At 35.2% G+C, this 22612-nt stretch carries 39 protein-coding genes; 6 read left to right on the top strand and 33 right to left on the bottom strand.

The genetic code is table 11. From position 1 onward, the window contains the following. Positions 1-5: 5 nt before the first annotated feature. The 7 genes from ACJQWY_RS01325 to ACJQWY_RS01295 all read right to left on the bottom strand — a co-directional run bounded on the left by ACJQWY_RS01325 (position 6) and on the right by ACJQWY_RS01295 (position 6809). Complete coding sequence (locus ACJQWY_RS01325) at positions 6-1337, bottom strand: phage major capsid protein (protein ID WP_407075959.1); 1332 nt, start codon at positions 1335-1337, stop codon at positions 6-8. Beyond that, positions 1327-1917: an HK97 family phage prohead protease gene (locus ACJQWY_RS01320; protein WP_407075958.1), complete on the bottom strand. Its 591-nt coding sequence runs from the start codon at positions 1915-1917 to the stop codon at positions 1327-1329. The genes ACJQWY_RS01325 and ACJQWY_RS01320 overlap by 11 nt, the downstream gene beginning before the upstream one ends. Next, entirely contained in the window at positions 1883-3040 is a 1158-nt protein-coding gene (locus ACJQWY_RS01315; RefSeq protein WP_407075957.1) for a phage portal protein, read from the bottom strand. The genes ACJQWY_RS01320 and ACJQWY_RS01315 overlap by 35 nt, the downstream gene beginning before the upstream one ends. Positions 3041-3189: 149 nt before the next feature. Further along, positions 3190-4893 carry a terminase large subunit gene (locus tag ACJQWY_RS01310; protein ID WP_407075956.1) on the bottom strand — a complete coding sequence of 568 codons (1704 nt, stop codon included), beginning with the start codon at positions 4891-4893 and terminating at the stop codon, positions 3190-3192. 2 nt (positions 4894-4895) lie between these two features. Further along, positions 4896-5390 (bottom strand): phage terminase small subunit P27 family, encoded by a 495-nt coding sequence (locus tag ACJQWY_RS01305; protein WP_407075955.1) that lies wholly within the window; start codon positions 5388-5390, stop codon positions 4896-4898. Positions 5391-5508: 118 nt separating this feature from the next. After that, a complete protein-coding gene (locus tag ACJQWY_RS01300; RefSeq protein ID WP_407075954.1) occupies positions 5509-5979 on the bottom strand; it encodes an HNH endonuclease in 471 nt (156 codons plus the stop codon). 56 nt (positions 5980-6035) lie between these two features. Next, the gene (locus ACJQWY_RS01295) at positions 6036-6809 is read right to left on the bottom strand and encodes a hypothetical protein (protein ID WP_407075953.1); all 774 of its coding nucleotides are present in this window, start codon (positions 6807-6809) and stop codon (positions 6036-6038) included. A gap of 220 nt (positions 6810-7029) precedes the next feature. Here ACJQWY_RS01295 and ACJQWY_RS01290 point away from each other — a divergent pair, with 220 nt between their 5' ends. Continuing rightward, positions 7030-7740 (top strand): hypothetical protein, encoded by a 711-nt coding sequence (locus tag ACJQWY_RS01290; RefSeq protein WP_407075952.1) that lies wholly within the window; start codon positions 7030-7032, stop codon positions 7738-7740. 5 nt (positions 7741-7745) lie between these two features. On the opposite strand, the gene ACJQWY_RS01285 is transcribed toward ACJQWY_RS01290, so the two are convergent. The 25 genes from ACJQWY_RS01285 to ACJQWY_RS01165 form a co-directional block, all read right to left on the bottom strand. Further along, entirely contained in the window at positions 7746-8561 is an 816-nt protein-coding gene (locus ACJQWY_RS01285) for a hypothetical protein (protein WP_407075951.1), read from the bottom strand. A gap of 84 nt (positions 8562-8645) precedes the next feature. Next, complete coding sequence (locus ACJQWY_RS01280) at positions 8646-8828, bottom strand: hypothetical protein (protein WP_407075950.1); 183 nt, start codon at positions 8826-8828, stop codon at positions 8646-8648. 170 nt (positions 8829-8998) lie between these two features. Beyond that, positions 8999-9121 (bottom strand): hypothetical protein, encoded by a 123-nt coding sequence (locus ACJQWY_RS01275; RefSeq protein ID WP_407075949.1) that lies wholly within the window; start codon positions 9119-9121, stop codon positions 8999-9001. 74 nt (positions 9122-9195) lie between these two features. Then, positions 9196-9660, bottom strand: a complete 465-nt coding sequence (locus ACJQWY_RS01270; RefSeq protein ID WP_407075948.1) for an ArpU family phage packaging/lysis transcriptional regulator — start codon at positions 9658-9660, stop codon at positions 9196-9198. Between the two features lie 90 nt (positions 9661-9750). Continuing rightward, the gene (locus ACJQWY_RS01265) at positions 9751-9981 is read right to left on the bottom strand and encodes a hypothetical protein (protein ID WP_407075947.1); all 231 of its coding nucleotides are present in this window, start codon (positions 9979-9981) and stop codon (positions 9751-9753) included. Position 9982: 1 nt separating this feature from the next. Then, complete coding sequence (locus ACJQWY_RS01260) at positions 9983-10144, bottom strand: hypothetical protein (protein WP_407075946.1); 162 nt, start codon at positions 10142-10144, stop codon at positions 9983-9985. A 3-nt stretch (positions 10145-10147) separates the two neighbouring features. Next, positions 10148-10318: a hypothetical protein gene (locus ACJQWY_RS01255; protein WP_407075945.1), complete on the bottom strand. Its 171-nt coding sequence runs from the start codon at positions 10316-10318 to the stop codon at positions 10148-10150. Next, positions 10315-10503, bottom strand: a complete 189-nt coding sequence (locus ACJQWY_RS01250) for a hypothetical protein (protein WP_407075944.1) — start codon at positions 10501-10503, stop codon at positions 10315-10317. Before ACJQWY_RS01250 ends, ACJQWY_RS01255 begins: the two co-directional genes overlap by 4 nt. Before the next feature lie 2 nt (positions 10504-10505). Further along, positions 10506-10739 carry a hypothetical protein gene (locus ACJQWY_RS01245; protein ID WP_407075943.1) on the bottom strand — a complete coding sequence of 78 codons (234 nt, stop codon included), beginning with the start codon at positions 10737-10739 and terminating at the stop codon, positions 10506-10508. Next, positions 10739-10885: a hypothetical protein gene (locus tag ACJQWY_RS01240; RefSeq protein WP_407075942.1), complete on the bottom strand. Its 147-nt coding sequence runs from the start codon at positions 10883-10885 to the stop codon at positions 10739-10741. Before ACJQWY_RS01240 ends, ACJQWY_RS01245 begins: the two co-directional genes overlap by 1 nt. Then, a complete protein-coding gene (locus ACJQWY_RS01235; protein ID WP_407075941.1) occupies positions 10872-11060 on the bottom strand; it encodes a hypothetical protein in 189 nt (62 codons plus the stop codon). The genes ACJQWY_RS01240 and ACJQWY_RS01235 overlap by 14 nt, the downstream gene beginning before the upstream one ends. Positions 11061-11406: 346 nt before the next feature. Next, complete coding sequence (locus ACJQWY_RS01230) at positions 11407-12480, bottom strand: VapE domain-containing protein (protein WP_407075940.1); 1074 nt, start codon at positions 12478-12480, stop codon at positions 11407-11409. A gap of 100 nt (positions 12481-12580) precedes the next feature. Beyond that, positions 12581-13300: a bifunctional DNA primase/polymerase gene (locus ACJQWY_RS01225; protein WP_407075939.1), complete on the bottom strand. Its 720-nt coding sequence runs from the start codon at positions 13298-13300 to the stop codon at positions 12581-12583. 5 nt (positions 13301-13305) lie between these two features. After that, the gene (locus tag ACJQWY_RS01220; RefSeq protein WP_407075938.1) at positions 13306-13788 is read right to left on the bottom strand and encodes a hypothetical protein; all 483 of its coding nucleotides are present in this window, start codon (positions 13786-13788) and stop codon (positions 13306-13308) included. Between the two features lie 2 nt (positions 13789-13790). Then, a complete protein-coding gene (locus ACJQWY_RS01215; protein ID WP_407075937.1) occupies positions 13791-14501 on the bottom strand; it encodes an AAA family ATPase in 711 nt (236 codons plus the stop codon). Further along, complete coding sequence (locus ACJQWY_RS01210; RefSeq protein WP_407075936.1) at positions 14498-15265, bottom strand: PD-(D/E)XK nuclease family protein; 768 nt, start codon at positions 15263-15265, stop codon at positions 14498-14500. Before ACJQWY_RS01210 ends, ACJQWY_RS01215 begins: the two co-directional genes overlap by 4 nt. A 2-nt stretch (positions 15266-15267) precedes the next feature. Next, positions 15268-16425, bottom strand: coding sequence for an SNF2-related protein (locus ACJQWY_RS01205; RefSeq protein ID WP_407075935.1), 1158 nt, complete (start codon positions 16423-16425; stop codon positions 15268-15270). Further along, on the bottom strand, positions 16406-16708 hold the full coding sequence (locus ACJQWY_RS01200; protein WP_407075934.1) for a VRR-NUC domain-containing protein: 303 nt from the start codon (positions 16706-16708) through the stop codon (positions 16406-16408). Before ACJQWY_RS01200 ends, ACJQWY_RS01205 begins: the two co-directional genes overlap by 20 nt. Before the next feature lie 14 nt (positions 16709-16722). Then, complete coding sequence (locus ACJQWY_RS01195; protein WP_407075933.1) at positions 16723-16938, bottom strand: hypothetical protein; 216 nt, start codon at positions 16936-16938, stop codon at positions 16723-16725. A 49-nt stretch (positions 16939-16987) separates the two neighbouring features. Beyond that, positions 16988-17185, bottom strand: coding sequence for a hypothetical protein (locus tag ACJQWY_RS01190; RefSeq protein WP_407075932.1), 198 nt, complete (start codon positions 17183-17185; stop codon positions 16988-16990). Positions 17186-17188: 3 nt separating this feature from the next. After that, a complete protein-coding gene (locus ACJQWY_RS01185; RefSeq protein ID WP_407075931.1) occupies positions 17189-17521 on the bottom strand; it encodes a hypothetical protein in 333 nt (110 codons plus the stop codon). Further along, positions 17514-17873 carry an antA/AntB antirepressor family protein gene (locus ACJQWY_RS01180; protein ID WP_407075930.1) on the bottom strand — a complete coding sequence of 120 codons (360 nt, stop codon included), beginning with the start codon at positions 17871-17873 and terminating at the stop codon, positions 17514-17516. Before ACJQWY_RS01180 ends, ACJQWY_RS01185 begins: the two co-directional genes overlap by 8 nt. Beyond that, on the bottom strand, positions 17873-18040 hold the full coding sequence (locus tag ACJQWY_RS01175; protein ID WP_407075929.1) for a hypothetical protein: 168 nt from the start codon (positions 18038-18040) through the stop codon (positions 17873-17875). The genes ACJQWY_RS01180 and ACJQWY_RS01175 overlap by 1 nt, the downstream gene beginning before the upstream one ends. Position 18041: 1 nt before the next feature. Beyond that, positions 18042-18299 carry a hypothetical protein gene (locus tag ACJQWY_RS01170; RefSeq protein WP_407075928.1) on the bottom strand — a complete coding sequence of 86 codons (258 nt, stop codon included), beginning with the start codon at positions 18297-18299 and terminating at the stop codon, positions 18042-18044. 35 nt (positions 18300-18334) lie between these two features. Next, positions 18335-18580, bottom strand: a complete 246-nt coding sequence (locus ACJQWY_RS01165; protein ID WP_407075927.1) for a hypothetical protein — start codon at positions 18578-18580, stop codon at positions 18335-18337. Positions 18581-18670: 90 nt separating this feature from the next. On the opposite strand from ACJQWY_RS01165, the gene ACJQWY_RS01160 reads away from it, so the two are divergent. Then, the gene (locus ACJQWY_RS01160; protein ID WP_407075926.1) at positions 18671-18916 is read left to right on the top strand and encodes a hypothetical protein; all 246 of its coding nucleotides are present in this window, start codon (positions 18671-18673) and stop codon (positions 18914-18916) included. Here the strand turns inward: ACJQWY_RS01160 and ACJQWY_RS01155 are convergent. Continuing rightward, positions 18906-19031, bottom strand: coding sequence for a hypothetical protein (locus tag ACJQWY_RS01155; RefSeq protein WP_407075925.1), 126 nt, complete (start codon positions 19029-19031; stop codon positions 18906-18908). The two genes, ACJQWY_RS01160 and ACJQWY_RS01155, sit on opposite strands and share 11 nt — an antisense overlap. Before the next feature lie 259 nt (positions 19032-19290). Here ACJQWY_RS01155 and ACJQWY_RS01150 point away from each other — a divergent pair, with 259 nt between their 5' ends. From ACJQWY_RS01150 to ACJQWY_RS01135, 4 genes are all read left to right on the top strand, one after another. After that, complete coding sequence (locus tag ACJQWY_RS01150) at positions 19291-19653, top strand: helix-turn-helix domain-containing protein (RefSeq protein ID WP_407075924.1); 363 nt, start codon at positions 19291-19293, stop codon at positions 19651-19653. Positions 19654-19656: 3 nt separating this feature from the next. Further along, positions 19657-20088, top strand: coding sequence for a hypothetical protein (locus ACJQWY_RS01145; RefSeq protein WP_407075923.1), 432 nt, complete (start codon positions 19657-19659; stop codon positions 20086-20088). Positions 20089-20154: 66 nt separating this feature from the next. Continuing rightward, positions 20155-20670 carry an Ltp family lipoprotein gene (locus ACJQWY_RS01140; protein WP_407075922.1) on the top strand — a complete coding sequence of 172 codons (516 nt, stop codon included), beginning with the start codon at positions 20155-20157 and terminating at the stop codon, positions 20668-20670. A gap of 213 nt (positions 20671-20883) precedes the next feature. Beyond that, a complete protein-coding gene (locus ACJQWY_RS01135; protein WP_407075921.1) occupies positions 20884-22404 on the top strand; it encodes an ATP-binding protein in 1521 nt (506 codons plus the stop codon). Positions 22405-22612 lie beyond the last annotated feature (208 nt).

Genomic DNA, 22612 nt, shown 5'->3' with positions numbered 1-22612 from the left:
ACCCCTTATTTAGCTGTTTTCGCCTTAGCGGACTTTGTTTCGCCACCATCTCCACCGTCTGTTGGCGCTGAAATCGAAGCAAATACTCCGGCATCTGGATCAGCTTTTTCAACATCAAACCGAACAACAGCTTGCAAAACTTGCCCATATACATCGTTATCTACCCATCGTACATTGGCATCCACACGATCAGCAAACAAGACAGCTCGCTTCAAATCACCCAACCAAACTTGCTTTGCTTCCCCAGTTGCACCGAACGCCTTATCTTCAACAACATTTACTGTCAATCCAAACAAAGTCTTTCCAGTATCTGTTCCAATTTGGTCTTGTAACAAGTAACGTCCGTCCCCATCCTTGACCTTATCCAATACATTAAACATCGATTGAGTCATTACCCAACCTAAGTTATAAGCAGGGTCGAATGTAACGTTCTTCAAATCCTTCAAATCGTCAACTAACTTCGTCTCGTCCAAAGTCTTGGCAGTAAATCCTGCCAAAACCTTAGCAATCTTTTCATTAGTAGTATTAATCTTAATTTGATTAATGTGATTAGAAACTAAGGACGTTAAATCTACTTGCGCGTCATCAATTGATTCTTGTGAAATTGGAACAACTCCACGATAAGTCACAATTTCCCAACGAACATCAATAAATTCAGGCTTCGCTAAATCAGGATTCTTAGCTAATTCTTCAACACTAGGCAAAGTAGTTGAAGCTCGCTTCAAAATTGGGTACTTACCAGAAGGTGTTGCGACCTTTTGCTTTGTCACTAATCCTGCCAAATCAGTGACAGAATCAATTGCCATTTCTGGATTGTAGATAATTGATTCAGGAATTAATACTCCTGCGTCAGTTGAGGTCAATCCGTCACGTTTTTCACCCTTTGAGTGCAAGTAATCATTCAAAAGTGAACGTACTTCAGTTTTTTTGTTAGTTGAATTTAATTGAATAGGCATATCTCGATTTTCCTTCTCTTTCTTTTTGTCGTCTTCGGGGTCTGTCGATGATTCTCCATCAATTGGATCATCAGTAGCTGTTGGTGTTGATTCCTTATCATCAGCTGGCTTAATTCCATCAGGTTTTGGATTACTTGGTTTATCAGAATTTGGCTCATCCATCTTTGTAGGTTCTGGTTCTTTCGGCGTACCTGTATCTCCTGGCATCGCCTTTTCCAATTCTTTTAATGTATCAATATCAGCCTGCAATTTTTTTACTAGGTCCATTGCTGCTTTAGCTTGTTCTGGATCAGAATTAACATCATCAATTAACGATTGCGCGTCATCGATAGCTTTTTGTAATTCAGTATTTTTTACTGAAATAGAATCTTTAATTGCCATTCATTTTCTCCTTGGCTCGTGCAAGTTCTAGACCCATTTTGAATCTAGAACGAAGTGACATTTGTTTACGCATTGCATCTCGTCTAGCGATGGCAACAGTTGTATCTTTGTATGCCGGAATTGGTGTCAGAGTAATTTCAAATAATTCATCAATTTGTTTTACTAGTCGAACATCTGGATTACCTTTCTCTCCATATTCCCAACTTTCATCGGCGACAGTGAACCCAAAACTCATTCCTTGAATATTACCCACACGAATATTTTCTAAAACATCGTTGGCCAAAGTTGTATTCGGTAAAGTCGCCTTAAATAACAACCCCGTTTTATCAATTGAAAGTTCCAATGTACCTGCGTCTTTACGAGCTAGTACATTATTAAATTCATGGCCATAAATAAGATAAACGTTCTCCATCGAGACATTTTTTAATGCTCCCGGATCTACGTACTCAATGAAACCACCTAAATTTTCGGACGGTTTATTAAAAACGATTGGATACCCTGTGATAACTCGACCATTTTCTTCATCTTCTCTAATTTCGATGTCATTAAGTTGTGTCCGAAATTCCTTCTTTTCCGTCATCATCACCTCCTTTCGATGTCAGACTATTAATTTCAACTGCAGTAATAATTTCTGGTGTTACCAAATCAGAGTGGCTTCGTTTTAGAATTTCTAATCCAACATCGGAACTAATTACTTTATCTTTTACTAATGCGATTGTTCGCGCCTCAATCTTTGAGCCATCTAAATCAATCGCTTCGCGCACATTCGTAATAATGGGTTGCCCTAGTTTCAAACTAAGTTCATCAACAACTGCCGCAATATAGCGCCCTAATGCTGTGTTATATTGGGCTTGCATTTGGTCGATGTTACTGTGTTGCGACTCCGATCCAAGCGAATCGGACGGAATCATAAACACTTTAGCAATTTGTTCCCTAGTCCAATCTGTTGATTGCAATAATTTAGCAACGTCAGACTTAACTTCCAATTGTTCAAATGTAGAATTGTTATCCATAATTAAAGCTCGTCCACTATTGTCGCCACTATTAGCTTCTTCAAAAGCTTCTCGCGCTTCATTTTTAGCAGCCGGTGACATTTTAGCAGCATACTTTAAAACAGATGTTGGATTAACAGCGCGCTTAAAAATATTAAGAGCTAAATTACGCGAACTCTTTTGTAAAGATAATTCCGTTTGAAGTGATTCCAACGGCGATCTACCCATAAGACCACCATCAATCCCAAGTAATCTAAAATGGATAACATCGCTTGCCTCAACATCTTTTTCATCACGTTCATCAACTGAATCAAAACTGAAATCGTATGATAATGATTGACCATCATCAGCCAAATTGACTACTACATGAGATGGACTTACATATTCCCAATATTCATGCCCCGCTTTATCCTCACGTCTCAATGCATAAGCGTTTCCGTCCAATAACATTTGAGCCATCATCGATTGCATAAATGCATAACGGCCTGTCATTTTAGACGGCGCAGCTAATAACTTATCCAACTTTTTATTTCCAGTTGAATACGTAACTCGTGCGATATCTGACGCTAAAATTGTAATAGCTGTCCTAATATCTGAATTACGCATGGCCACAGTCGCCGGAACATGACCGCTATCTGAAATCAACCAACTATGACTTCCTCTTGCGTATCCAGAACCCCTAATCGGAATGGATCGTTGTTCAAAAAACATAATTTACTCCTAACTTCTCAAAAAATAACTAAATACTAATAAAAATATTCCTAGCACTAAAAATCCCAGTGGTAACGACATTAAAAAAGCCGACGCAGTTATAAGGCCTGCACCGACTATTGAAAATAAATCTGATAAATTATTTCTCATTAGAAACTTATTTCCCCCGTTCCGTAATCTTCAAAATAATGTATTCCTTCGGTTAATCCATCAATAATAGCGTCAACTAAATCAATCTTCATTGTTGCTTTATTTTTATCAATCTTCAAACCATTGTTATCACTCGTAATAATTGCATTAATTAATGACTTTTGCATCATTGGATCATTAAAAGTTGTGACTCGTCCTTCCACAAAAGCATCTTGTAACCACTTTGTTGGCTCGTTCAAAGTCAATGATCCCTGCCTAACAGCGACAATTTCCCAATAAGTATTAGCATCTAAATTTTTAATAAAAGCGCTAGTATGAGCCCAATCATACATAAATTTAAGTACATTCAAATGATGCTTATCAACAAACTCAAGCAACCATTCATAAATATCGTCATTACTAATTAAACCTCGTTCATGAGGCGTTATTGTCGCATATCCTAGCTCTTCCATTTGACGATAATTAATGCCATCTTGACTTTCCTTCGCGTCAATTGACCCGGCTTTATGCCAGGGAATAAATGAATGCTGATATAAATGCCACTTCTGATTTCCATTCTCATCTTCATATGGGAACACAAATGCTAATGCAGCATCATCAGAGGTCATTGAATTATCAAACCCAATGTAAACGTCTCTATCATCAATATCAAAGTCATCAATTACCACTCGTTCAACGTCCTGCAAAACAAACGCTGCATCATCTTTAGCATTGACCCAAACATTCATATTTTTAACCAAGAAATCATTAGTCTTTCCTTGCGCAATCATTGAGTCACGCTCTGACTTCAAACCTGCGACCAATTTTTCACGTTGATCATCTAAGCCCAGCAAAGGATTTGATTTCATCCAAGTCGATTCGTCCCAAATTTCTTCGTTTGAGTCTTGTGACCAAACACCTAAGAAATTATCATCCATTTTTCGTTCGCCACTATCAATCGCTTCAGAGATAATTCTAATGTCTTCACGCAGTGGTGCATTTGGGTTTTGATAAGCTGTCGAAATCATGAAAAATAAGGCTTCTTCATTCTTAACCATTCCAGATGTAATTTTCGCGAATGCATCTCGATTCTTTTGATCACCCGCTTCATCAAAGATTGCCGTTGTTGAATGATAACCGTCAAATTTTCCACCTTCTGCAGACATTCGAACAATTTGATTTTTAGATGCCTTATTAACGATGTCATAACTTCGCGGTCTAACTGTCCGCCGTAGATTTTTGAATGTTGTTTGAAGCATTTTTTCAACTGTAGCTTTGGTGTAATTGAACAATTTAATAGTTTGTTGCGTTGTATTAGCGGCAACCAAAATATCTTGGTTATGCTTTCCGTAAGATTGAACAAAAAAGTCATAAGTGGCTAGGATAGAAGCTAAATATGTCTTTCCTTGTCCCCGAGCAATTGAAACGATGGCTCGCTTAAAACGTTTCCCATCAGTTCGATTATCACGCCAAGCTACTACTGACCCTAAAATAAATTTTTGCCATTGCATTAATGGTTGCGGTTCCCCTGAATCTGGGTCGGGAACTAGTTTTGCGAACTCTAGAAACCCTTCTAACAATTCTTCATCGAAAAAGTAAGGAAAATCATCAGTATTTTGAATTTTTAAATCGTTAATGTGTCTTTTAGCGGCTTTTTTTAACAGTTCCCCAGCTAAAATATTACCGTTCAAGACATCATTAGCGTATTTTGTAACTACATCCAAAACTATTTCCTCCCCTTAAATCTATTAATTTCTTCATCAGCTTCCCCATCATCATCTGGTTCTACATCAGAAAGCATAGCCGCTCGACTCATTGGATCCAATCCTAACGTCGACCCAATCGACTTAATATTTTTAGCTGCATTATTCTTAATATCAACGGCTGGATTTTTCTTTAAATTGCCTTTGTCGTCTTCAACTACCAAACCATGTTTCTTTAATAACTCATCAGCTTGAATACTTAAATAAACTTGAGTGACGTATTCTTCCAATAAGGATGCATCTAGAATTGTTAATAAATTTTTATCATCCAACTCTTCTACTACTGACTTCCAAAGCTTCTTTGAAAAAGAGCTCAGTCGACTGGGTGGCGAACCGATTTTTTTAATTCCATTATTATTATCTTGCGCACGCATCGCTCTATCTGCTCTGTCTAAATGTGGATTATCTGTATCTTTTAAATTAGGTTTTCTACCTGACTTACCTTTTATACCAGGCAATTTAATCGCCTCCCTTCTCAAAAGTTATTTTTTGGCAAAAACAAAAGAAATGACAACACTGCATCGTTTCTCTTTTCGAAGCCTACCGGGCCCCCTATCATTTGCATCATATTAACTTCTAATCACGTTTGAACACATCTTTGATAAAATGTATGTCTTTAATCAATAAAGCGTTAGAATCGATTTTATTACGATTTCCAGTACCATAATGCTTTTGTTCCCAATCTTGTTTCAATCGATGACAACCGTTACAAGATGATACTAAGTTATCAATATCAAGCTCTAATGACCTGTCTATCTCGCGAGGTACAATGTGGTCAACCATATCAGCGATTGTTACTCGACCATTCAACTTACAATACTGACAAAGATTTATATCTCTATCTAAGACTACCTTGCGCAATGATCTCCATGCCTTACCTTTATAAAACCTTAGCTGTTCACGTCTAGCATCATCACGCTTACGTTTCCAGTAGTATGTCTTATCAGTCTGCTTTCTATCATCATCAACTCTATGCTCATCGCAATAACGTTGACCAACGGGAATCATCTTACGGCAGTCGTGATAATAGCACCTATGCATTCTCATTACATTCCTCCTACAAAAAAACGCCCGACATTTGTCAGACGCTGTTCTCGTATTTTTTATTCCTCTATCACTTCGATTTTTGAAATTTTCAACGTATTATAATTGTAGTTATTTTTTTTACATATACTATCCGCGTAGTCACGGCCTTTCAGATGTTCTGTAAAACTATTTTCTTCGTCGTATATAAATCCATCTAATTCTTCATCCCATAAAAACCTTGAAAATATTCTTTCCCTTCTACTTGTTAATAAGAATATTTTTATACTATTTACTCCCATAGCCTCGTAATTTGCGTAAGAAGTACCTGTAAATAAAATAACATTCCTCTTTGATTCATCTAATCTATCTATGCCATATATACTTTGAAATCCACTTTTATATGTAACAATAATTTTCATTAGTACAGCTGGGTTTGCTAACAAGTTTGATATTTTAAAAATCAATACATCGCTTTTACTAAGAGAAGTAGTTTCTTTTTCACCGTTATTATCTAATCTTTCCACTGGTCGTAATGAAGATTCACCTACGTGTTCGAAACTGTGTCCAACATCTATCTTTATTTGTGGATGAACACTTCTATAATACTCATCTTTATCTCTTTCCATTATTACTTTATGTTGAAATAACGCAAACCCCACTGCACCTATTGTGCCTATTGCTCCAAACCAATCTGCCAAAGTTCCGAGTTTTTCAGAGTATTTAAAAATCACAAATATAATTACCAATAATATTAACAGAACAACAATTCCACTCGCTACTAAACCCGTCCAAATTAATATTAATGCCCATCTTGGTACCTTAATATTTAAAAAATTAACATCATCACTCATAACCTACCTCCAAAGATAGATTATAACAAAAAGCAACAACCTAAGTCATTGCTTTTAATATAGTAGGTAAGGATTTGCACCTTACAATATTTCTGCGTCCATCATTTTTGATGGCCGCAACTGCGTCTACCTATTCCGCCACTACTATACCATTTTTTATATTTAAAAAATAATAATTTCATTGTATGATAATACTAATTAAAATAAAAGGAGTACTATCATGCATTCATACGGCATTAGAAACGTACCTAATTTACCACAAAATGATTTTGACTTATACAACTCCGAAAAGGGTTACAAAGACCCCAATACCAATCCGTTAATTTCATGTAAGTTATCCAAAAAAACCACAACAATTAATAACAAATCTTATGTCATATATGATTGCACTATGAATAAACCAAAGACTCTAGAAATTAGCGTGGCAGGTACAATATACAATAATTACGAAGAAATCACTAATTTTAAAGTTCTTTACTGTCAGTCTACGAAGCTAACTATAGTGGAAGAAAATTCCCAATTATCAGCCAAATTTTTTGACCTTTTATCAAAAGAATACAACTTAAACCTAAACGTTAGAAATTACCAATATAATTTTAATACACTGAGAACTATGAATAGTGCTAATATAATGCAATTATGGTTCAAAAAGAATAGTACGATTGTTCAAAATAAATATTTTCAAGGAAACAGAATCGATCAAGATACTGAAGCCTTGTCAGCCTTACAAAACAATACTGCTACCTATATATCTAGTTTAATAGATATTAATTCTCACAATAAGAATGTTTCTAGAAAAATAGGATTAGCTAAAAAAGGATCTATCACAATTATTAATGCTAATGATCCTAACATCAATAATACCAACGAAAATAGAATATTTTTATTAGACGTTTTTAACACATTAAAACAAAATAATATAATTGTATAAATTAATTATTTTACATCAGAAACCGATAATAACCCTTTAACAATTTTATTGAATGTGGCCATATCTTTAGCATTGTCAATGCTTAGACAATGCTTTTTTATTATAATTATACAATTATCATTTTCAATCTCTAATCTAAAATCTTTTATCTCGGTTGAATCAATTCTTTTTAGCATAACTCCATAAAAAGGATTTCTATCTTTAAAGACCACATTTAAACTTCTAATAGGCTTTCCGTATTCAGTATAATCATCATTTTCATTAGACATTGATCGTAATGTATTTTTAATATCTGAATAAATTAATTCATTATTTTCTATCTCTATATTTGTATCATTATAACTGATTGTAGAATTTATATTTAAATTTACACGCATTGGATTATCGTCTAATGGTTCTTTTTCAATATCTAAAATAAATTTTCTATTCTCTGGTTGTGTCATTACTACAGTTAAGCTACTAGATCTTGGTTCCAATGTAAATGAAGAATCGTCACCATATATTTTTTTTATACTTTCAATCATTTTATGTTGAAATTCTTTAATACTTATATCATCTTGATCATCTGTATAAAACATATAATTAGTACTCCACGTTATTGTTGGACGTTTAACTTTCAAGATTATTTTATTAAGCCAAGAAAATATAAAAAGTATATTATTATACGAAAAAGAAATAATAAAAAAGAAAGTCGCAAAGATTCCAGAAATGGTCATCATATCGTATGATTTTCCTTGAATCATACAAAAGATTTGATAAGCTAGTACAAAAACACTTATTCCGATAACAGAGATTATTTTTATCTTTTGCCAATTATTCATTCTTCACCTGCCTAACGTATATTAATTATTCGATACTAACATAATAGCACCATTCGCGCCCTAGTGATGACCGCTAAAACACCGCTATTCTCCCGTTTTTAGAGATTCTTTGCGTCCATCAATTAATTCCAATAACTCGTCAATATCATCGATAGTTGCCATGTTTCGAATAAACGAACGAGCCCTTGAACGATAATTTAAGTATTTAGTATATTCTTTGTTTTGTTCCTGCCATTTTTTATTTGCTTTAGTTTGATTAGTAGCCATTTAAACCTACTCTCCTTAAATGTAAATATTTAATATGTGTAAAAGTGCTCCTAATGCTAATAGTCCGATAATACCCAAAAGATACTTTTTGATTTTTTCATTATCCATAATTAATTATTGATATGGTAAAATAGATACAACAAAGAAGGGTATTTCTACCCTTTCCTTTGTTACTTGAGAAGTTTTTCAACTAGTTTAATCAATTCACTTAATGGGCTCATAGCTGCGGTGGCTAACCCAAGTTTTGCGATTAAAACTAATTCTGAATGCTTCTCTTTTTTTCGTTTACTCATATCTCCCTCCTTTCTATATATTCATTATACTATGAATAGTAAAAAGATACAACACTTTTATACAAAAAAGACCACTATTTTTTAGCGGTCTCTTCTTCTTTTTCATAGAATACAAGCAAGTTCATATGATTAACAAAATTATAAGCAAACATTACCAGTGCTTCAATCAATATCTCTTCTGCTCTTGTTTTTTCAAAATGAGTCTCTCTACATATTTCTGCCCATTTCATACGTTTAAAGCATCTATATTCAAGGATAGTACGGTGATCATTTGGCATATTCCTAGAAGCTTTCAAAATAGCTTCTAACGCGTCCTGAGCTTGTACATGTAAAACAACCTTATCTTCTCTAGCGTTACCGTCAGGGCTCCCAGAGGGCATTCCGGATATGATTTGACCTTTAGCACTAGTAAAATCTTCACCCGCCATATACATAACACGTTGCATTCCATTTTCCATGAATCGTTTTGCTTTTTTATAAGTTTCATATTTGTTCAAGGTTCGTTCATCTTCATCAAATAAATCAAATAATTCGTCCACTAACCCACGCCTCCCATGGTAAAATAGAATTATCATTTACTCTACTTAACCGCTGGCGTGAGCTGGCTTTTTTATTACAATTTTTTACCCTTATGTTTTTTCAATAGTCACTTCATACTTATTTCCATTAGCGGAAACAATTTCGCCAGTCCATATATTCAAATACTGACTGTTATCGAGCTCGCTCATCGCTCCTTCTATCGCTTCATATTTATGGAGACTTTCCGTTAATTTGCGCTTTTCAATGCGTAAGCTTTTAATAGATTCTGTCTGTATTTCTAGTTGCTTCTTCGAACCACTACTAACAAACATCGAAGCCATTTCACCACTCCATTTCCTCAATCGTCATCTTAAAGTTATGACCGTTATACGAGAACGAAAAAGTACTCTCTTTAAAATATTGACTATTGCTGACATCAATCGCTTTTTCTGCTGCTTGCTTGCCTAACATTTTCTGTAATTCAATAAATTTTGTATCAGCCATTATCTATACCCTTTCAATCGTATATCCACTTTTTGTAGCATTCCTTCTTGAAACCGCACAGTAAACTGAATCAACTCTCATTCCTAAAAAATCAGAAACATCAAATACATCACCAAACGTTACAGGCAGTTCGTCTCGGTCATAAACTACATAATTTGCTCTTTTACCCCTCATAGCTCAACCTCCTCGACTTTATATCCATCAAACTTGCTTTTAACATGTCGCCCGTACTGCGGTGTTTTTATACTTTCTGTGTAGGCTTTGCGTAAATCATCAGTAAACTGCCAATCTCGCTTGCCGTTTTTCAGATAATGCTCCTTGAAATACAGCCCATCTTTATTTTTATATGCGTACTTCATTGTTATAATCTCCGAACGTCTTCGATTATCTTTTTAGCAATAAATCGAGTGTAAATTGCTAAAGCTATTAGTAACAACAATCCACCTGCCGTGTAGATATATCCAGCACCCATTAATTTAATAGCCATCGTAAGCGTTACTCCAACCCAGGCGACAGATAAGACAAAGACAACTATGAGCTCTGCGATTCTATACAATGTTTTAATTAATCTGTATGCTTTGTTTCTATATTCCATTAGTAAAACCTCAAAAGGGGATCATCTCCATAGATCACTTCAAAGTACATCTTGTGTGCTTTTTCTGGTTCCGCATTCTTAAATTCGTCCCAGCTTTCAAACCCCCAGGTCTGTGCTTCTTTCTCCAATCGTTCATCTAGTTCCATTTCCTGCTCCAATAAACTTTTGATAAATTTTAGATTCTTCAATTAATTGTTTGCCCAACTGTTTTAATCTATTCATATCTTCAAAATCTGCTTTGCCCAAATCAAATTGATATATTTTATTTTGCAAATTATCAATTCGGTTATAGCTTTCCCCGAGCTGTTCTTCCAGATTCATATTTCCACCTTTTTTAACCCGGTTACAAGTTACAGGTTACAAGTCCCCTTATACTAATAAATAATATATATATATATTATTTTTAATTATATTGGAACCAAGAGGTCCCTAGCCTATGTCTACCAACCGACTAAGGCGGTTACAAAATGGTTACAACTTCAATCGGTTTTGTAACCGGTCGCTACATAGCAACGTTTATAAGCTTTTGTGGTTACAAACAACTACAAGAAGTTTCGATGTTTTTAGACAATTTCGTCAAAATATATAAAATCACTGAAAAGTTTTGTAACCTTTTACCCGTTTTTGAGAATATTTTCTAGTTTTGTAACCCGTTTTGTAACCGATATTAATTTCCATCATCTTGTAGCATTAGTCGTTTAGTTTTACCTTTATACTTAACAACTTTTTCTCGATAACCCATCGCACTTAATACATCCACGATTTTTTGCTTTAAGTAGCGGGCACTTGCTTCGTTCAATAAACTTGCATCTTGTTCGGTAATATAATTGAAAACGTCGTTTTTGCTGAAAGATTCACCATCGCGCATCTCAATATATTTTTCAACTTTATCTGAAAAGTCTCCATCGCTTGAAAGCTCGTTAATTGTTTCTTTCATAACTTCACCAATTGTTTTATCAAATTCACGCGACTCTAATTGCAACTTATTCCAATCAAATTCTCGTACGGCTTCTCCGATAATTTGAGACGCTTCCTCCGGTGTAATAGTTGCTGGATGACGATCTCTATTATTTTCATAAACAATCACGGGAATAATACGACGATTACCTGTTAAATCTTTGATATAACTAAAATTATTAGTTGTTCGTGCAATTACGAAATGTCTTTTATGTGTTTCACTTACATATCCATAACTAGCACGAAACGTTAATTTGACAGATGATATGAATTTTTTAAACTCAATAGATGATTTTCCGCTTGAAACCAGCATTTCATCATCATTAACTAATAAACTCCCGGCCATTACTTCTAAACTATCTTTATCTCGGAACGATGTAATTTGATCTGTATAATATTCGCCACCTAATCTTTTAAGAAATTGTGTTTTACCAGTCCCTTGTCTTCCGATTAGGTCAATCGTGTATTGCCAATCTACAATATGACCATAAGCACCGGCTACCATATACAAAATCATTAATCGCAACGCTTCGTTAGCTTTAGGATTTCCGAAAAATGTTTGTCCTAAATTATTTAATCTACTTTTCCCATCCCATTCTTTATCGTACCTATCAAAACGTGCTGCCGGTTCTCTAAATTGATTTTCAACAGCAACAATTTTAATAGCGTCTTTGATTTTGCTCGTAGGATATTGACCATCAAAATTACGTTCTAAATAAACTTGTAAAATCGGGATAATATTATCGGTAATTTCACCAACTTCTACCCAACTGTGTTCCAGCATTTTCGCTTTCGATTAAAAGTTTTCTTCGTAAATGTGTCTTGCACTAATTCGAGGCCCGATTTTCTAATCAACTCCGCAACTCCTGCGGTTTTCATAGCCATTAGTTACCACCCCATTTCTTCCACGCGTTATCAACCTTGCGCATCAACTCCTCTGGTCTATAAGTAGATGTTGAGGTAGCTCCATCTGCTAATGCGACCATATATTTTACAGCTTCGACACTTGCACCGTATGCAAATAACATCCAAATGAAATCCGTGATAGTAACATCATGTGTTCCAACATCACCCCATCCATCTCTAATCACATTAAAAAGTGGTTGGGACATAAATCCGGTATCGCCAATTTGAACGATGCTTGATGCCGAACTTTTTTGAACCGGTTCGGTGTTTCTAATAAAGTCAATTAGTTCTTCACTAGCTTCTGGAAGTTCGTCAATATCAGGTAAATTACCATGCGTAACTACATAATTATTTTTGCTACCTTTAATATCCATTCCCGCTACCAGCGGTAATATTTGAGTAAACGGCTCATCTTCTGGCTGCATAAAATAAACATGATAACCACGTTTTGTTTTTTCGATAAATCCATTAGAAACCAACGGCGCAAATCTTTCGAAAACTTGTTCGTTATCAAAATCAACACAAAACCAATCCGTTCCGCTAGAAACTACCGCAATATCAAAATCATTTTTCCAATTACTCAGTACCCAACGTTTATCGATTTCACCATTTTTAAATCCTACAACTGGTTTTTTATTTAAAACCGGTACAACGCTGTACCCTTGTTTTATAAAACCTAATGCATCTATCTTTTTCATGGCCTTTAGTCTTCCTCTGGTCGCTCCTTTTCATGAGTGAATTGATTTCTAGAGCGCTTTTCATTCTTCTTGTTGACATATTCATATACCGTCACCTTTGACCAGAACGTTAAGTCAACCATTGGTAATAACATTTCGACTACATGTGCATCACCTTTTTCAAAATCATCAGCTGATAAGATACCAGCCATTTGCACTGAAATCATAAGTGCAACTAGTCGATTAACATTATTCTCTAGGCGGGATTGTTTAACATCTGCACCATTAGCATCACGGGTTTCAATACTGAATGTTTCAGAAGCGCGCTGACCGTTTTCCGTCTCATAATCAAATGCGAATGATTGTCCGTCATGGAATGGATCAAATCGAACATCAACAATTTTCAAATTATATACGCCTTCTGGCAATGGATTAAATCCACCTTCTGAAACCACATCTTCATTAGTCTTTGCTGCTGCGTTCTTAAAAATATCTGTATAGTTTGCCATTATTATTTATCTCCCTTATTCTTCAAAAGTTCTGCTTTACGTGCCATTGCGTTTGCTTTACGTTCTTGTGCTTCTCGGTCTGGATCAATTACCCGTGCCAAGTAATCTGGTAGGTCTTCTGGCTTCCAGTAACCACGATGTTTCGTCCACTGTGCTGTATGATCTTCCAATTTAATATGGATAATCCCGTCAAGATGTCCGTTTAACCAAGACATACTTTTCTTTCGTGCATCACTTACATTTTCACCGTCTTCAACGGTAGTTCTAGTAATGAATACACCTATCAAGTCGCTTTTTTGAACAGCACTGATAACCTCTTTAAAATTTTTATTAAAGTTACCCCAACCTGAAAATTTATTGCCACTCATATCTTCGATAGGACCACCACCAGTTATTTCAGCCGTAAACGCATCGATCATATCTTCAACCGTATCAATTACAATTGTTTTATAACCGGCTCTTTCAATGTCTTTAATCGCGTCGACAATATCTTTATGGGTGTATTTTTTATCAATCCAATCTTGTGTTTCATGCAAGTCCTCACCTTGTCGCCCTTCTTTTACCGCATTTCCATCAAACGACAAAAAGTATGGTAGCGGGAAATCTCCAACAAAAGTAGTTTTACCCGCCATAGCTTCCCCGGTAACCAAAATATTATTTGGTAACGGACTGATAATTTTTACTTCTTCAATTGGCTTGCTTACTGTAATCATATTGTTCCCCCAAAATATTTAAATGCCCATTGACTACCATCATTGATTGCCTTTGGCGCTTCTTCACCATTAATAATCTTTAACGCATTTTCCATCTCGTCCATAACATCGTATTGAGCTTCGCTTAGTTCTGCTTTACTCAATGCATATTCATGAATGAACGGCGTTTTATCTGATTTCTTAACAAACAATAACTTGGCATCTTGGGTTCCTAGCACCATTGCGTAAAAGGCAATCTGCTTTTTATAGGTGCTTAAGCTATCTGGTTCATAACCTCGATTAATCCACTTATCGAACTCCATTCCAGCCATAGTTTTAATATCAAAGACGGTTACACTTCCATTACTTCGCTCTAAAATAGCATCCGCATATCCGTGATATTTCACTCCATCCGATTTGTCTAACGTCAATTCTTGTTCAAAGGTATATGATCCATCACCTAGCAATTTATCAAAGTAACTATTAACTGCCTTTCCAACAGTCATCGCTTCATTAGTCCAAGCAAATGGTTTACCGGTTCGAGATGAAACAATTCTTTCCTTTAATTTTTCAGGGAACTTATCCACGTCAATACCTTCAGCCAAATTATGCACAATTGAACCATAATCTAACGCTTTGCTATCGCCCGTCCACCATGGAAATTCATCCGTCGTATCATATAAAGCACGCATTGGGTTTTCTTGGAATTTGCGTGCTCGTGTTGGTGACATTCGATTAAAACCCATCTGCTTCGCAATTTCTAAAACTTCTTTAAAATCTTTCATCTTTAATCCTCTAACATTTCCATATTGAAATTCTCTTTTCGCGATAGCGATAACCACATCGGCAAGTCAATTGTTCCGTGCACAATTAGGTAATCTCGCGTGATTTTCGCTTCTTGACCGATTCGATAATTTCGATATTTTGACTGATCAAAATCAATAAAACTATCAGGCAACGACCACCAAATAGCATGTTTATATTCGTTCAATGTAAGCCCTGAACCACTCGCTAATTGAATTAAGATAAAGTCGCCTTTTGGGTTAAATTCATCCCCGTTGACGTGACCAACATTGAAGTCTTTTAAACGTTCATCGAGTAAGTCTCGTTCAGTGTTGTACGTGTAAAAGATGATGGTTTTGTCTTGTCCGTACTCTTCTTTTACGCTATCTAACCAATCGCATTTTGCTTTGTTGTTTTGGTTCTGACGTTGATAAATTCGGCGTGCTGTCGGATTATCAAAGATAACTTTGTCATCCTTTTTGTATGACATTTTTGTTTTCTTATAATTACTGTCAGCATTAAAATCAATCGTCCGTTCGGTAACAGTCGGCAACTCTGCAATATCATCTAAAGTCACAACATCGCTTGTAATCGACTTAAACCATTCTGTTAATTTTTCAGTCTGCTTACCAACATGCCAGATTGGGTATTTGCTCCAGTGTGGTGTTTCGGCTACTTTGTACATATCCTTGAACTCTTTTTTAGTTCGAACATGGCCAAAGTACAAAGCATACATTTCTAAGTCGTCTAGCTTTCCATTGGTTGGTGTTCCAGATAGAAATACAAATGAGTTGACTGAATGTAATAACTTAAGCAAATGTTCAGATCGCGCTGACTTGTTTTTAAACTTGTGAGCCTCATCGACAATAATTAATTTATTTGCAACGTCAGCCTTTGATAGCTTTTTAATTCCATCAGTCGTAACTACTTGCAAATCATTTTTAAAGCCGACTAATTCAGCATCCTTTTGCCAACTCTTTGCCTTTACAACTTGCCTTGGCGCTACAACCAATACATCTTTATCGGGCACCCACTTCATCGCGTGACTTAACCCAACAACGGTCTTACCAGTTCCCATTTTCATAATGTAGTAATAAGTAGGCTTCGACTTATCCAATTGAGCCTGTTGGGCGTCATATAACTTAAACTGAGGTTGAACCAATGTCCCACACCTCCTCGAACGCTTCCCAACTGTCAATAACAAACCACAACGCTCGATTATCTCTAATCTTTGCGCCCATAGCCTTTTGTTCAGGACTTACTATCCCTTTACCGTCTGGTCGCTTAAATTCGAGCCCTAACAGCTTTCCCTGCCGGTTAATAGTAATTACATCAGGCGTACCGTTCGGCGTGCCCGGTGTGCCTCCCTGCGTCTTAATAACAAACCGTTCGTTATCCTTTAAAAATCTGATAACTTTGGTTTGTAGTTTTGCTTCTGATTTCATTTGAATACACCTACTTATTCAGGCTTAGAACCATCTTCGGATTCTTCAACAGCCATATTTTCAATACCAAAATCAATAAATGTTCTAACGATGTCACGCATTGATATTCCAGTCGCCTCGCTTAAACTTTTAACTTTTTGGTGTGATTTATAATCAAGAAAAACAGGATTATATTGCCGATGTTGTCTTTCATCATTTCTATCTTTTGCTTTAAAAATTAATTTTTCCATGTTAAAATTCTCCTGTATTTGTACATTGACTAGCTATGCTTGCAGGCGGCTAGTCTTTTTTTATTAGTGTTTTTGGAACGATGATAGCTACGAATTCATCAGGCATCTTCGGGTGCCTTTTTTCTTGACCATTTTCAAACCTTTTTGTGATCTCAATGTCGTAACCAGAGGTGTATTGTTTCCGTTGTTCAAACATCTGAACGCCTTCTTTAAAAATTAACTCATCAATCAAATCATTTGTTTTCATTGGTCAACTCCTAATCGATAAAAATAAAATTGTGATTACCAATAATAAATCAATAAAACGAGCAATCTTTAACTTTCGCTGCATATCTAAAATAGCTAGCCTATTCTTACGAACTTCTGACGTTTCCTTTTTTTGAGCGTCTAAAATTCGATTTATGTTGCTATCAGTTTCAGCAATTTCTTTAGCCACTGACTCAAAATTAGTGTTAGTTCGCTCAACGATATTATCGATACGTACATTTGTATCGCTGTTCATTTCCATATTGAGAGATGATATGTTCTGCAAATCTTCTACCTGACTAGATAACTTTTGCTTCTTACTTTGCCGTTTATTCATTGGTTAGCTCCTTGCTTTGATCCATTTTGTGTATCTTAGTAACTACTGCAACTTGCCATAATAAATCAGCCTTCTCCCGTAGTTTGTTATCCGAACAGGAACCAGTGGCCAACATATTTGCGATTTCAATCGCTGTATCAATGGGTACAACATAGTCATAGTTGTTACCGATAGGTGTTAGTTTAGGAACTTCCATTGCCATAAAATCATAATCAAACATCCGGTTAACTTGATCCACCCATACCTTAAAATCCTTCTTTACTTGTAAGAATTCATGCAAGTCGCGAGCGCTAACCCATTGATTAAAATCGTCTTCTGTATTGATATCTATTACTGGACTAATAGTCTTCATTATTTCTCTCCTAAAATGTGATTGTGCCATTGTTCAGCCACTTGCCACGGCTCTAAGTTATGCTGTTCTGCACGCTTATTAGCGGGCGTTTCAATCAACCGTTCTGCAATCAACATTGAAAATAGAATCGCTATAGCTCCTAAAAGAAAAAATACTAATTCCGTCATGTTATTTACCTCCTATTTTCGATGAATAACTTTCCAGCCATTTATCTAGTTCTCTTTTATCATAAAAATCAATTGCTATTCCTTGATCTACCAAAGTCCTATATGGAATTTCGGCATTCTTTTTTAGTTCATAAAAAACCGTTTTACCGAATGGCAGATACGCAATAGCTTTTTTATCACTGTCAATCCAAGGCGAATCGCTATTTTTTTCGCGAATAGCATCAGCTAAATCGCGAATTACTTCAACCATACTGTTCATATTATTTCTCCAAGCCGGGATGACTTTTTGTTTTTTTAAACTAGTACCCAGTTTTCACCGGAATAACCTACGTAGTTAAAAATTTCGTTCAATTTATCGAATGCTGCTCGACCGTGCGTTTTACCGTTAACTAACGCTGAAAATCGTTGATCATTCATTCCAACGTCATTTGTTAATCTTTTACGCGCATCACTTCGTAATCGATAACCATTTTTGTTTAGAAACGAACTAAAATTATCAATTGCTTGATACATCGTTCCTTTTGCTTCTGTCATTGGCATATGAAATACCCCCTTTTACTATAATTTTTGCTATAATTTACTTTGTGAATGTTTAATCATTCCCCTACATTTACGAAAGGAGAAAATATTATGAAATCAACAACCATTTTCACTAAAGATGGTAATAAATTCGTCATCGAAAATTTAACTAAAATTATTGCTCGTAACTCAGGAACCACTAAATTTGAGTACACAGATGAAAATTTCGAAATGTTTTCGTCTCAATATGATCGAACTTTTAGTTTTATTTCTGAAAACGAAATTATTATTATTGAAAGCCCTGATATTAAATACGTTATTTTTAATAACGCAGAACCTACACCTATTAGTTTTTAATACTATTCACTAGTGATGCAATTGCTTCAGCTCTTGCATCACTTTTTAATTGCATTTCTTTGTCAATTAAAAAATCAATGTATCGTTCAACCTTGCAAATCGTTTTTACATCCATCGTCTCTCTCCTTTCTTTCGTGTAATTTTTCAAGTAATTATTGCAATAAATTCATAGTTACTGTAAAATGAAATCATACTAAAAATTACAAAATAAACCCGCTATATTAACGTTCCCAACCAAAGTTACATTAATTATTGCTTGTTTTTTTGTTGCAATTATTACTCGATGAACTAACTATAACAGTTACTGTAAATTTGCGCAAGTGTTTTTTATGATTACTGTAAAAATAGTCTGTCATCTTTTCGGAGACTAAAAAATGACGTTATATGAAAAAATAAAAGAAACCGCTAAGCTTAGGGGTTTATCACTCCAAACTGTCGCTGAGAGATCAGGATTAAGTACAAATATGATCTACCAATACAAAACTGTAAAGCCAAAATTAGGTACATTAAAATTAATCGCTGACACACTCAACGTTTCCGTCGATTACCTATTGGGAAATACTGATGAGATGACGCCAAATAAAAAGGGACCATCCGCTGAGCCTGAGAGAATTGATTTAGACGCTGCTTTAGAGGATAAAGGTGTTGTTATGCGTTTCCAAGGTAAAGATCTCTCTGACAAAGCTAAACGAGGAATATTAGACATTATTAAATTAGTAGATGGCGACGAGGATTAATGCATGGAATTTGAACTGTTGGAAGAAGAAGTTGATAAGATTATCTGTTCTCAAAATATAGAATTATATTTTGATGAATTTGAAGTTGATGATCCAGACACGGTTATTATTCGTGAAAACAAACCTGCTATTATCATCATTAATACAAATTTCAATATTGATGTACCTGTCGTCGCTAGAAAGGCGCACGAGCTGTCTCATGTCCTGTATGGAAGTTCTGAGCCTTCTCTTTACAACTTCTCTATTGGATTAAGAAATGAAGCTGAGGTCATCGCTAACACCGGAATGGTTAACATCTTAGCTCACCTTTCTTTTAAACACACACCACTGGAATATCGTAACCCATACAATTTTATGGAAGCTTTTCATCTCCCAGTTTTAACCTATGAAAATACAGTTATCGACGCCATTACAGACGTTCAATACGAGTATTAATTTATTCATCATTGTGAAACTATGTGCTAAGCATCCACATTAAAAGGCTCAAGGAGTATATGTATTATGAGTAAAAAGATTACTGATGAGAACGGAAATACTTACGTTCAAAAGAAACCTTTCTACAAACGTGTTTGGTTCTGGCTACTGGCAATTATTGTTGTAGCTATTATTGGTGGTAATATGGGTTCTAATTCTGATGATAATTCATCACAGTCAGCAACTAGTTCAAAATCCAATACTAACGAAAGTTCAAGTTCAGAAGATTCATCTGTCCCAGCTGAGTATAAATCAGCGCTAAGTAGCGCAAAAACATATTCTGATATGATGAATATGTCTAAAGCTGGTATCTACGACCAATTAACTTCTGATGCTGGTGATAAGTTCAGTGCCGAGGCAGCCCAATATGCAGTAGATAATTTAAAGGCTGATTACAATAAAAACGCTGTTAAGTCAGCCAAAACATACCAGGATGATATGTCTATGTCCCCAGCGGCCATTCAAGACCAGCTATCTTCTGATGCTGGTGATAAATTCACACCAGATGAGGCTGCCTATGCAGTGCAACATTTAAACGATTAATCTTAATCCCCCGCTCTTGCGGGATACATATGTGCTAAGCATCCACATTAAACTGCTATATCTACGAATTATTTCGAAGATAATTTTCTTTTTTCGAAGATAATCATTTTTAATATATTAAAACAATCTAAAAATGCTTATATATAGGCATTCCTTTGCAAATAGTAAATTGAAATTAATTGGTAGTTTTTAGTTATATATAGGAGATAATCCATGAAAGAATTAAAATTTGAACCAGAAGGTATCAATATTGAATATAAAAAAGCTTCCGGAGGAATACCAAAAAGCTTGTGGGAAACTGTTAGCGCATTTTCCAATACTTCTGGAGGAACAATTATTCTTGGTGTTGATGAAAATACATCAACTAAAGAACTAATACCTTTAGGGCTTGATGACGTTGAGCAAACAAAACGTAATTTACTAAACACTCAAAACGCTAAAGTAAAAGCATTTGAAAATCCAAAAGCTTCTGAGACCCCCCTTTCAAAGAAGGTTATTTTCGAAAAGAATATTCAAGAAATTAAAAATGAAGATAAGAATTTCCTTTCAATCTACATTCCAAAACAAATCCATGCTCGTCCAATTTTCATAGGACGGGATATGTTTAAAGGAACTTATATTCGTGAAAATGAAGGTGATATTACAGCTAAGCATGCTGAAGTTATTAAGATGTTAAAATCATTTAGCAACAACGTCGATAGCGAGTTATTACCTCAATTAAAACTTACTGATTTATCATTACCAGATGTTATTAAATTCAAAAGTAAAATCGCAGATATAGAGAATGATGATTCAATTTTAGAGATGGATACAATGGCATTTTTGCAAAAAGTTGGTCTTGCAACATTTGACTATGATTCTCCCGAAAGAGAAACATATCTGAACAAGGCAGCTCTTTTGATGTTTGGTAAATTTGATACCATAACATATTTTTTTCCGAATTTTTTTCTTGATTATACTGTTAGAAAATATCCGAATGAGCCTGATTACACAGACCGTATAACAACTGGAGAAGATGTCAATAACATATATTCTTTTTTTGAAATGGTATGGTCTAAAACAACTAGTAGAATTACCAATCAATTTGAATTAGATAATCAAGCTGTTAGAAAAGATACTGGAACTCATATACTTAGTTCCATTCGTGAAGCATTAGTTAATTCATTAGTTCATGCTGACTATCAATCAACTTTACCTGTGAAAATCACAGTATTCCCGGAATATATTTCATTCAGCAATCCTGGCGAAATGCTTATTCCAATTGATCAGTTCGCTATTGGAGGAGACTCCGAACCAAGAAACCCCACTCTCTTCCGCGCCTTTCAAAAGGCAAAGTTAGGCGAACGAACGGGTAGTGGCGGCCCAAGAATTTATTCTGTTTCTCGCAAACTTCAATTAAAAAATCCAGATATACACACCAATCTTGATAAAACAGAAATTCAAATTTGGAGTATTCCCGACGAATTATCTACTCTTAAAAATCTACCTGAAAACTGGCAACCTGCATATGCAGTGTTAAATGAAAAACCTGTCATAAAATTAGGTGATATAAAATCAAAATATGAAAATGATTATCAAGCCAGAAAAGCTTTAAATGAAATGATCGAGGCAGGCATTATTTTAAGAGATGGACGCAAATATTTAATCGCACCAAATGCGCCCATCATGCAAAAAATGCAAGCCAAATTTTTAGAAGCGCTTCATGAAGAAATAACTAAAACTCAATTAAAATAAAGGGGCGCATATACCTCGCTATTTTTCTAAAAATATGGACATAAAATAGTAATCCCCCGCTTCTGCGGGGATACATACCAGACCTGAGCAAGTCGTTAAACTACTTACTCATTAATTTCTCCAAGCCGGGACGCAGGAAGAAATTAAAATGAGTTATAAAAAACAATCTGACGGAACATATTCTGTTCGCGTCCGTTATACCGATTCT

It is taken from the genome of Weissella kandleri, from assembly GCF_045504165.1.
Lineage (GTDB): Bacteria > Bacillota > Bacilli > Lactobacillales > Lactobacillaceae > Weissella > Weissella kandleri_A.
The sequence above is the reverse complement of the archived record's forward strand: the minus strand, read 5'-3'. Positions and strand labels throughout refer to the sequence as shown.

Excerpts from the sequence above, each read along its gene's own strand:
- ACJQWY_RS01325 (WP_407075959.1), bottom strand. The coding sequence starts at position 1,337 with ATGGCAATTAAAGATTCTATTTCAGTAAAAAATACTGAATTACAAAAA.
- ACJQWY_RS01320 (WP_407075958.1), bottom strand. The coding sequence starts at position 1,917 with ATGACGGAAAAGAAGGAATTTCGGACACAACTTAATGACATCGAAATT.
- ACJQWY_RS01315 (WP_407075957.1), bottom strand. The coding sequence starts at position 3,040 with ATGTTTTTTGAACAACGATCCATTCCGATTAGGGGTTCTGGATACGCA.
- ACJQWY_RS01300 (WP_407075954.1), bottom strand. The coding sequence starts at position 5,979 with ATGAGAATGCATAGGTGCTATTATCACGACTGCCGTAAGATGATTCCC.
- ACJQWY_RS01295 (WP_407075953.1), bottom strand. The coding sequence starts at position 6,809 with ATGAGTGATGATGTTAATTTTTTAAATATTAAGGTACCAAGATGGGCA.
- ACJQWY_RS01290 (WP_407075952.1), top strand. The coding sequence starts at position 7,030 with ATGCATTCATACGGCATTAGAAACGTACCTAATTTACCACAAAATGAT.
- ACJQWY_RS01285 (WP_407075951.1), bottom strand. The coding sequence starts at position 8,561 with ATGAATAATTGGCAAAAGATAAAAATAATCTCTGTTATCGGAATAAGT.
- ACJQWY_RS01280 (WP_407075950.1), bottom strand. The coding sequence starts at position 8,828 with ATGGCTACTAATCAAACTAAAGCAAATAAAAAATGGCAGGAACAAAAC.
- ACJQWY_RS01275 (WP_407075949.1), bottom strand. The coding sequence starts at position 9,121 with ATGAGTAAACGAAAAAAAGAGAAGCATTCAGAATTAGTTTTAATCGCA.
- ACJQWY_RS01265 (WP_407075947.1), bottom strand. The coding sequence starts at position 9,981 with ATGGCTTCGATGTTTGTTAGTAGTGGTTCGAAGAAGCAACTAGAAATA.
- ACJQWY_RS01260 (WP_407075946.1), bottom strand. The coding sequence starts at position 10,144 with ATGGCTGATACAAAATTTATTGAATTACAGAAAATGTTAGGCAAGCAA.
- ACJQWY_RS01255 (WP_407075945.1), bottom strand. The coding sequence starts at position 10,318 with ATGAGGGGTAAAAGAGCAAATTATGTAGTTTATGACCGAGACGAACTG.
- ACJQWY_RS01250 (WP_407075944.1), bottom strand. The coding sequence starts at position 10,503 with ATGAAGTACGCATATAAAAATAAAGATGGGCTGTATTTCAAGGAGCAT.
- ACJQWY_RS01245 (WP_407075943.1), bottom strand. The coding sequence starts at position 10,739 with ATGGAATATAGAAACAAAGCATACAGATTAATTAAAACATTGTATAGA.
- ACJQWY_RS01240 (WP_407075942.1), bottom strand. The coding sequence starts at position 10,885 with ATGGAACTAGATGAACGATTGGAGAAAGAAGCACAGACCTGGGGGTTT.
- ACJQWY_RS01235 (WP_407075941.1), bottom strand. The coding sequence starts at position 11,060 with ATGAATCTGGAAGAACAGCTCGGGGAAAGCTATAACCGAATTGATAAT.
- ACJQWY_RS01230 (WP_407075940.1), bottom strand. The coding sequence starts at position 12,480 with ATGCTGGAACACAGTTGGGTAGAAGTTGGTGAAATTACCGATAATATT.
- ACJQWY_RS01225 (WP_407075939.1), bottom strand. The coding sequence starts at position 13,300 with ATGAAAAAGATAGATGCATTAGGTTTTATAAAACAAGGGTACAGCGTT.
- ACJQWY_RS01220 (WP_407075938.1), bottom strand. The coding sequence starts at position 13,788 with ATGGCAAACTATACAGATATTTTTAAGAACGCAGCAGCAAAGACTAAT.
- ACJQWY_RS01215 (WP_407075937.1), bottom strand. The coding sequence starts at position 14,501 with ATGATTACAGTAAGCAAGCCAATTGAAGAAGTAAAAATTATCAGTCCG.
- ACJQWY_RS01210 (WP_407075936.1), bottom strand. The coding sequence starts at position 15,265 with ATGAAAGATTTTAAAGAAGTTTTAGAAATTGCGAAGCAGATGGGTTTT.
- ACJQWY_RS01200 (WP_407075934.1), bottom strand. The coding sequence starts at position 16,708 with ATGAAATCAGAAGCAAAACTACAAACCAAAGTTATCAGATTTTTAAAG.
- ACJQWY_RS01195 (WP_407075933.1), bottom strand. The coding sequence starts at position 16,938 with ATGGAAAAATTAATTTTTAAAGCAAAAGATAGAAATGATGAAAGACAA.
- ACJQWY_RS01190 (WP_407075932.1), bottom strand. The coding sequence starts at position 17,185 with ATGAAAACAAATGATTTGATTGATGAGTTAATTTTTAAAGAAGGCGTT.
- ACJQWY_RS01185 (WP_407075931.1), bottom strand. The coding sequence starts at position 17,521 with ATGAATAAACGGCAAAGTAAGAAGCAAAAGTTATCTAGTCAGGTAGAA.
- ACJQWY_RS01180 (WP_407075930.1), bottom strand. The coding sequence starts at position 17,873 with ATGAAGACTATTAGTCCAGTAATAGATATCAATACAGAAGACGATTTT.
- ACJQWY_RS01175 (WP_407075929.1), bottom strand. The coding sequence starts at position 18,040 with ATGACGGAATTAGTATTTTTTCTTTTAGGAGCTATAGCGATTCTATTT.
- ACJQWY_RS01170 (WP_407075928.1), bottom strand. The coding sequence starts at position 18,299 with ATGAACAGTATGGTTGAAGTAATTCGCGATTTAGCTGATGCTATTCGC.
- ACJQWY_RS01165 (WP_407075927.1), bottom strand. The coding sequence starts at position 18,580 with ATGCCAATGACAGAAGCAAAAGGAACGATGTATCAAGCAATTGATAAT.
- ACJQWY_RS01160 (WP_407075926.1), top strand. The coding sequence starts at position 18,671 with ATGAAATCAACAACCATTTTCACTAAAGATGGTAATAAATTCGTCATC.
- ACJQWY_RS01155 (WP_407075925.1), bottom strand. The coding sequence starts at position 19,031 with ATGGATGTAAAAACGATTTGCAAGGTTGAACGATACATTGATTTTTTA.
- ACJQWY_RS01150 (WP_407075924.1), top strand. The coding sequence starts at position 19,291 with ATGACGTTATATGAAAAAATAAAAGAAACCGCTAAGCTTAGGGGTTTA.
- ACJQWY_RS01145 (WP_407075923.1), top strand. The coding sequence starts at position 19,657 with ATGGAATTTGAACTGTTGGAAGAAGAAGTTGATAAGATTATCTGTTCT.
- ACJQWY_RS01140 (WP_407075922.1), top strand. The coding sequence starts at position 20,155 with ATGAGTAAAAAGATTACTGATGAGAACGGAAATACTTACGTTCAAAAG.
- ACJQWY_RS01135 (WP_407075921.1), top strand. The coding sequence starts at position 20,884 with ATGAAAGAATTAAAATTTGAACCAGAAGGTATCAATATTGAATATAAA.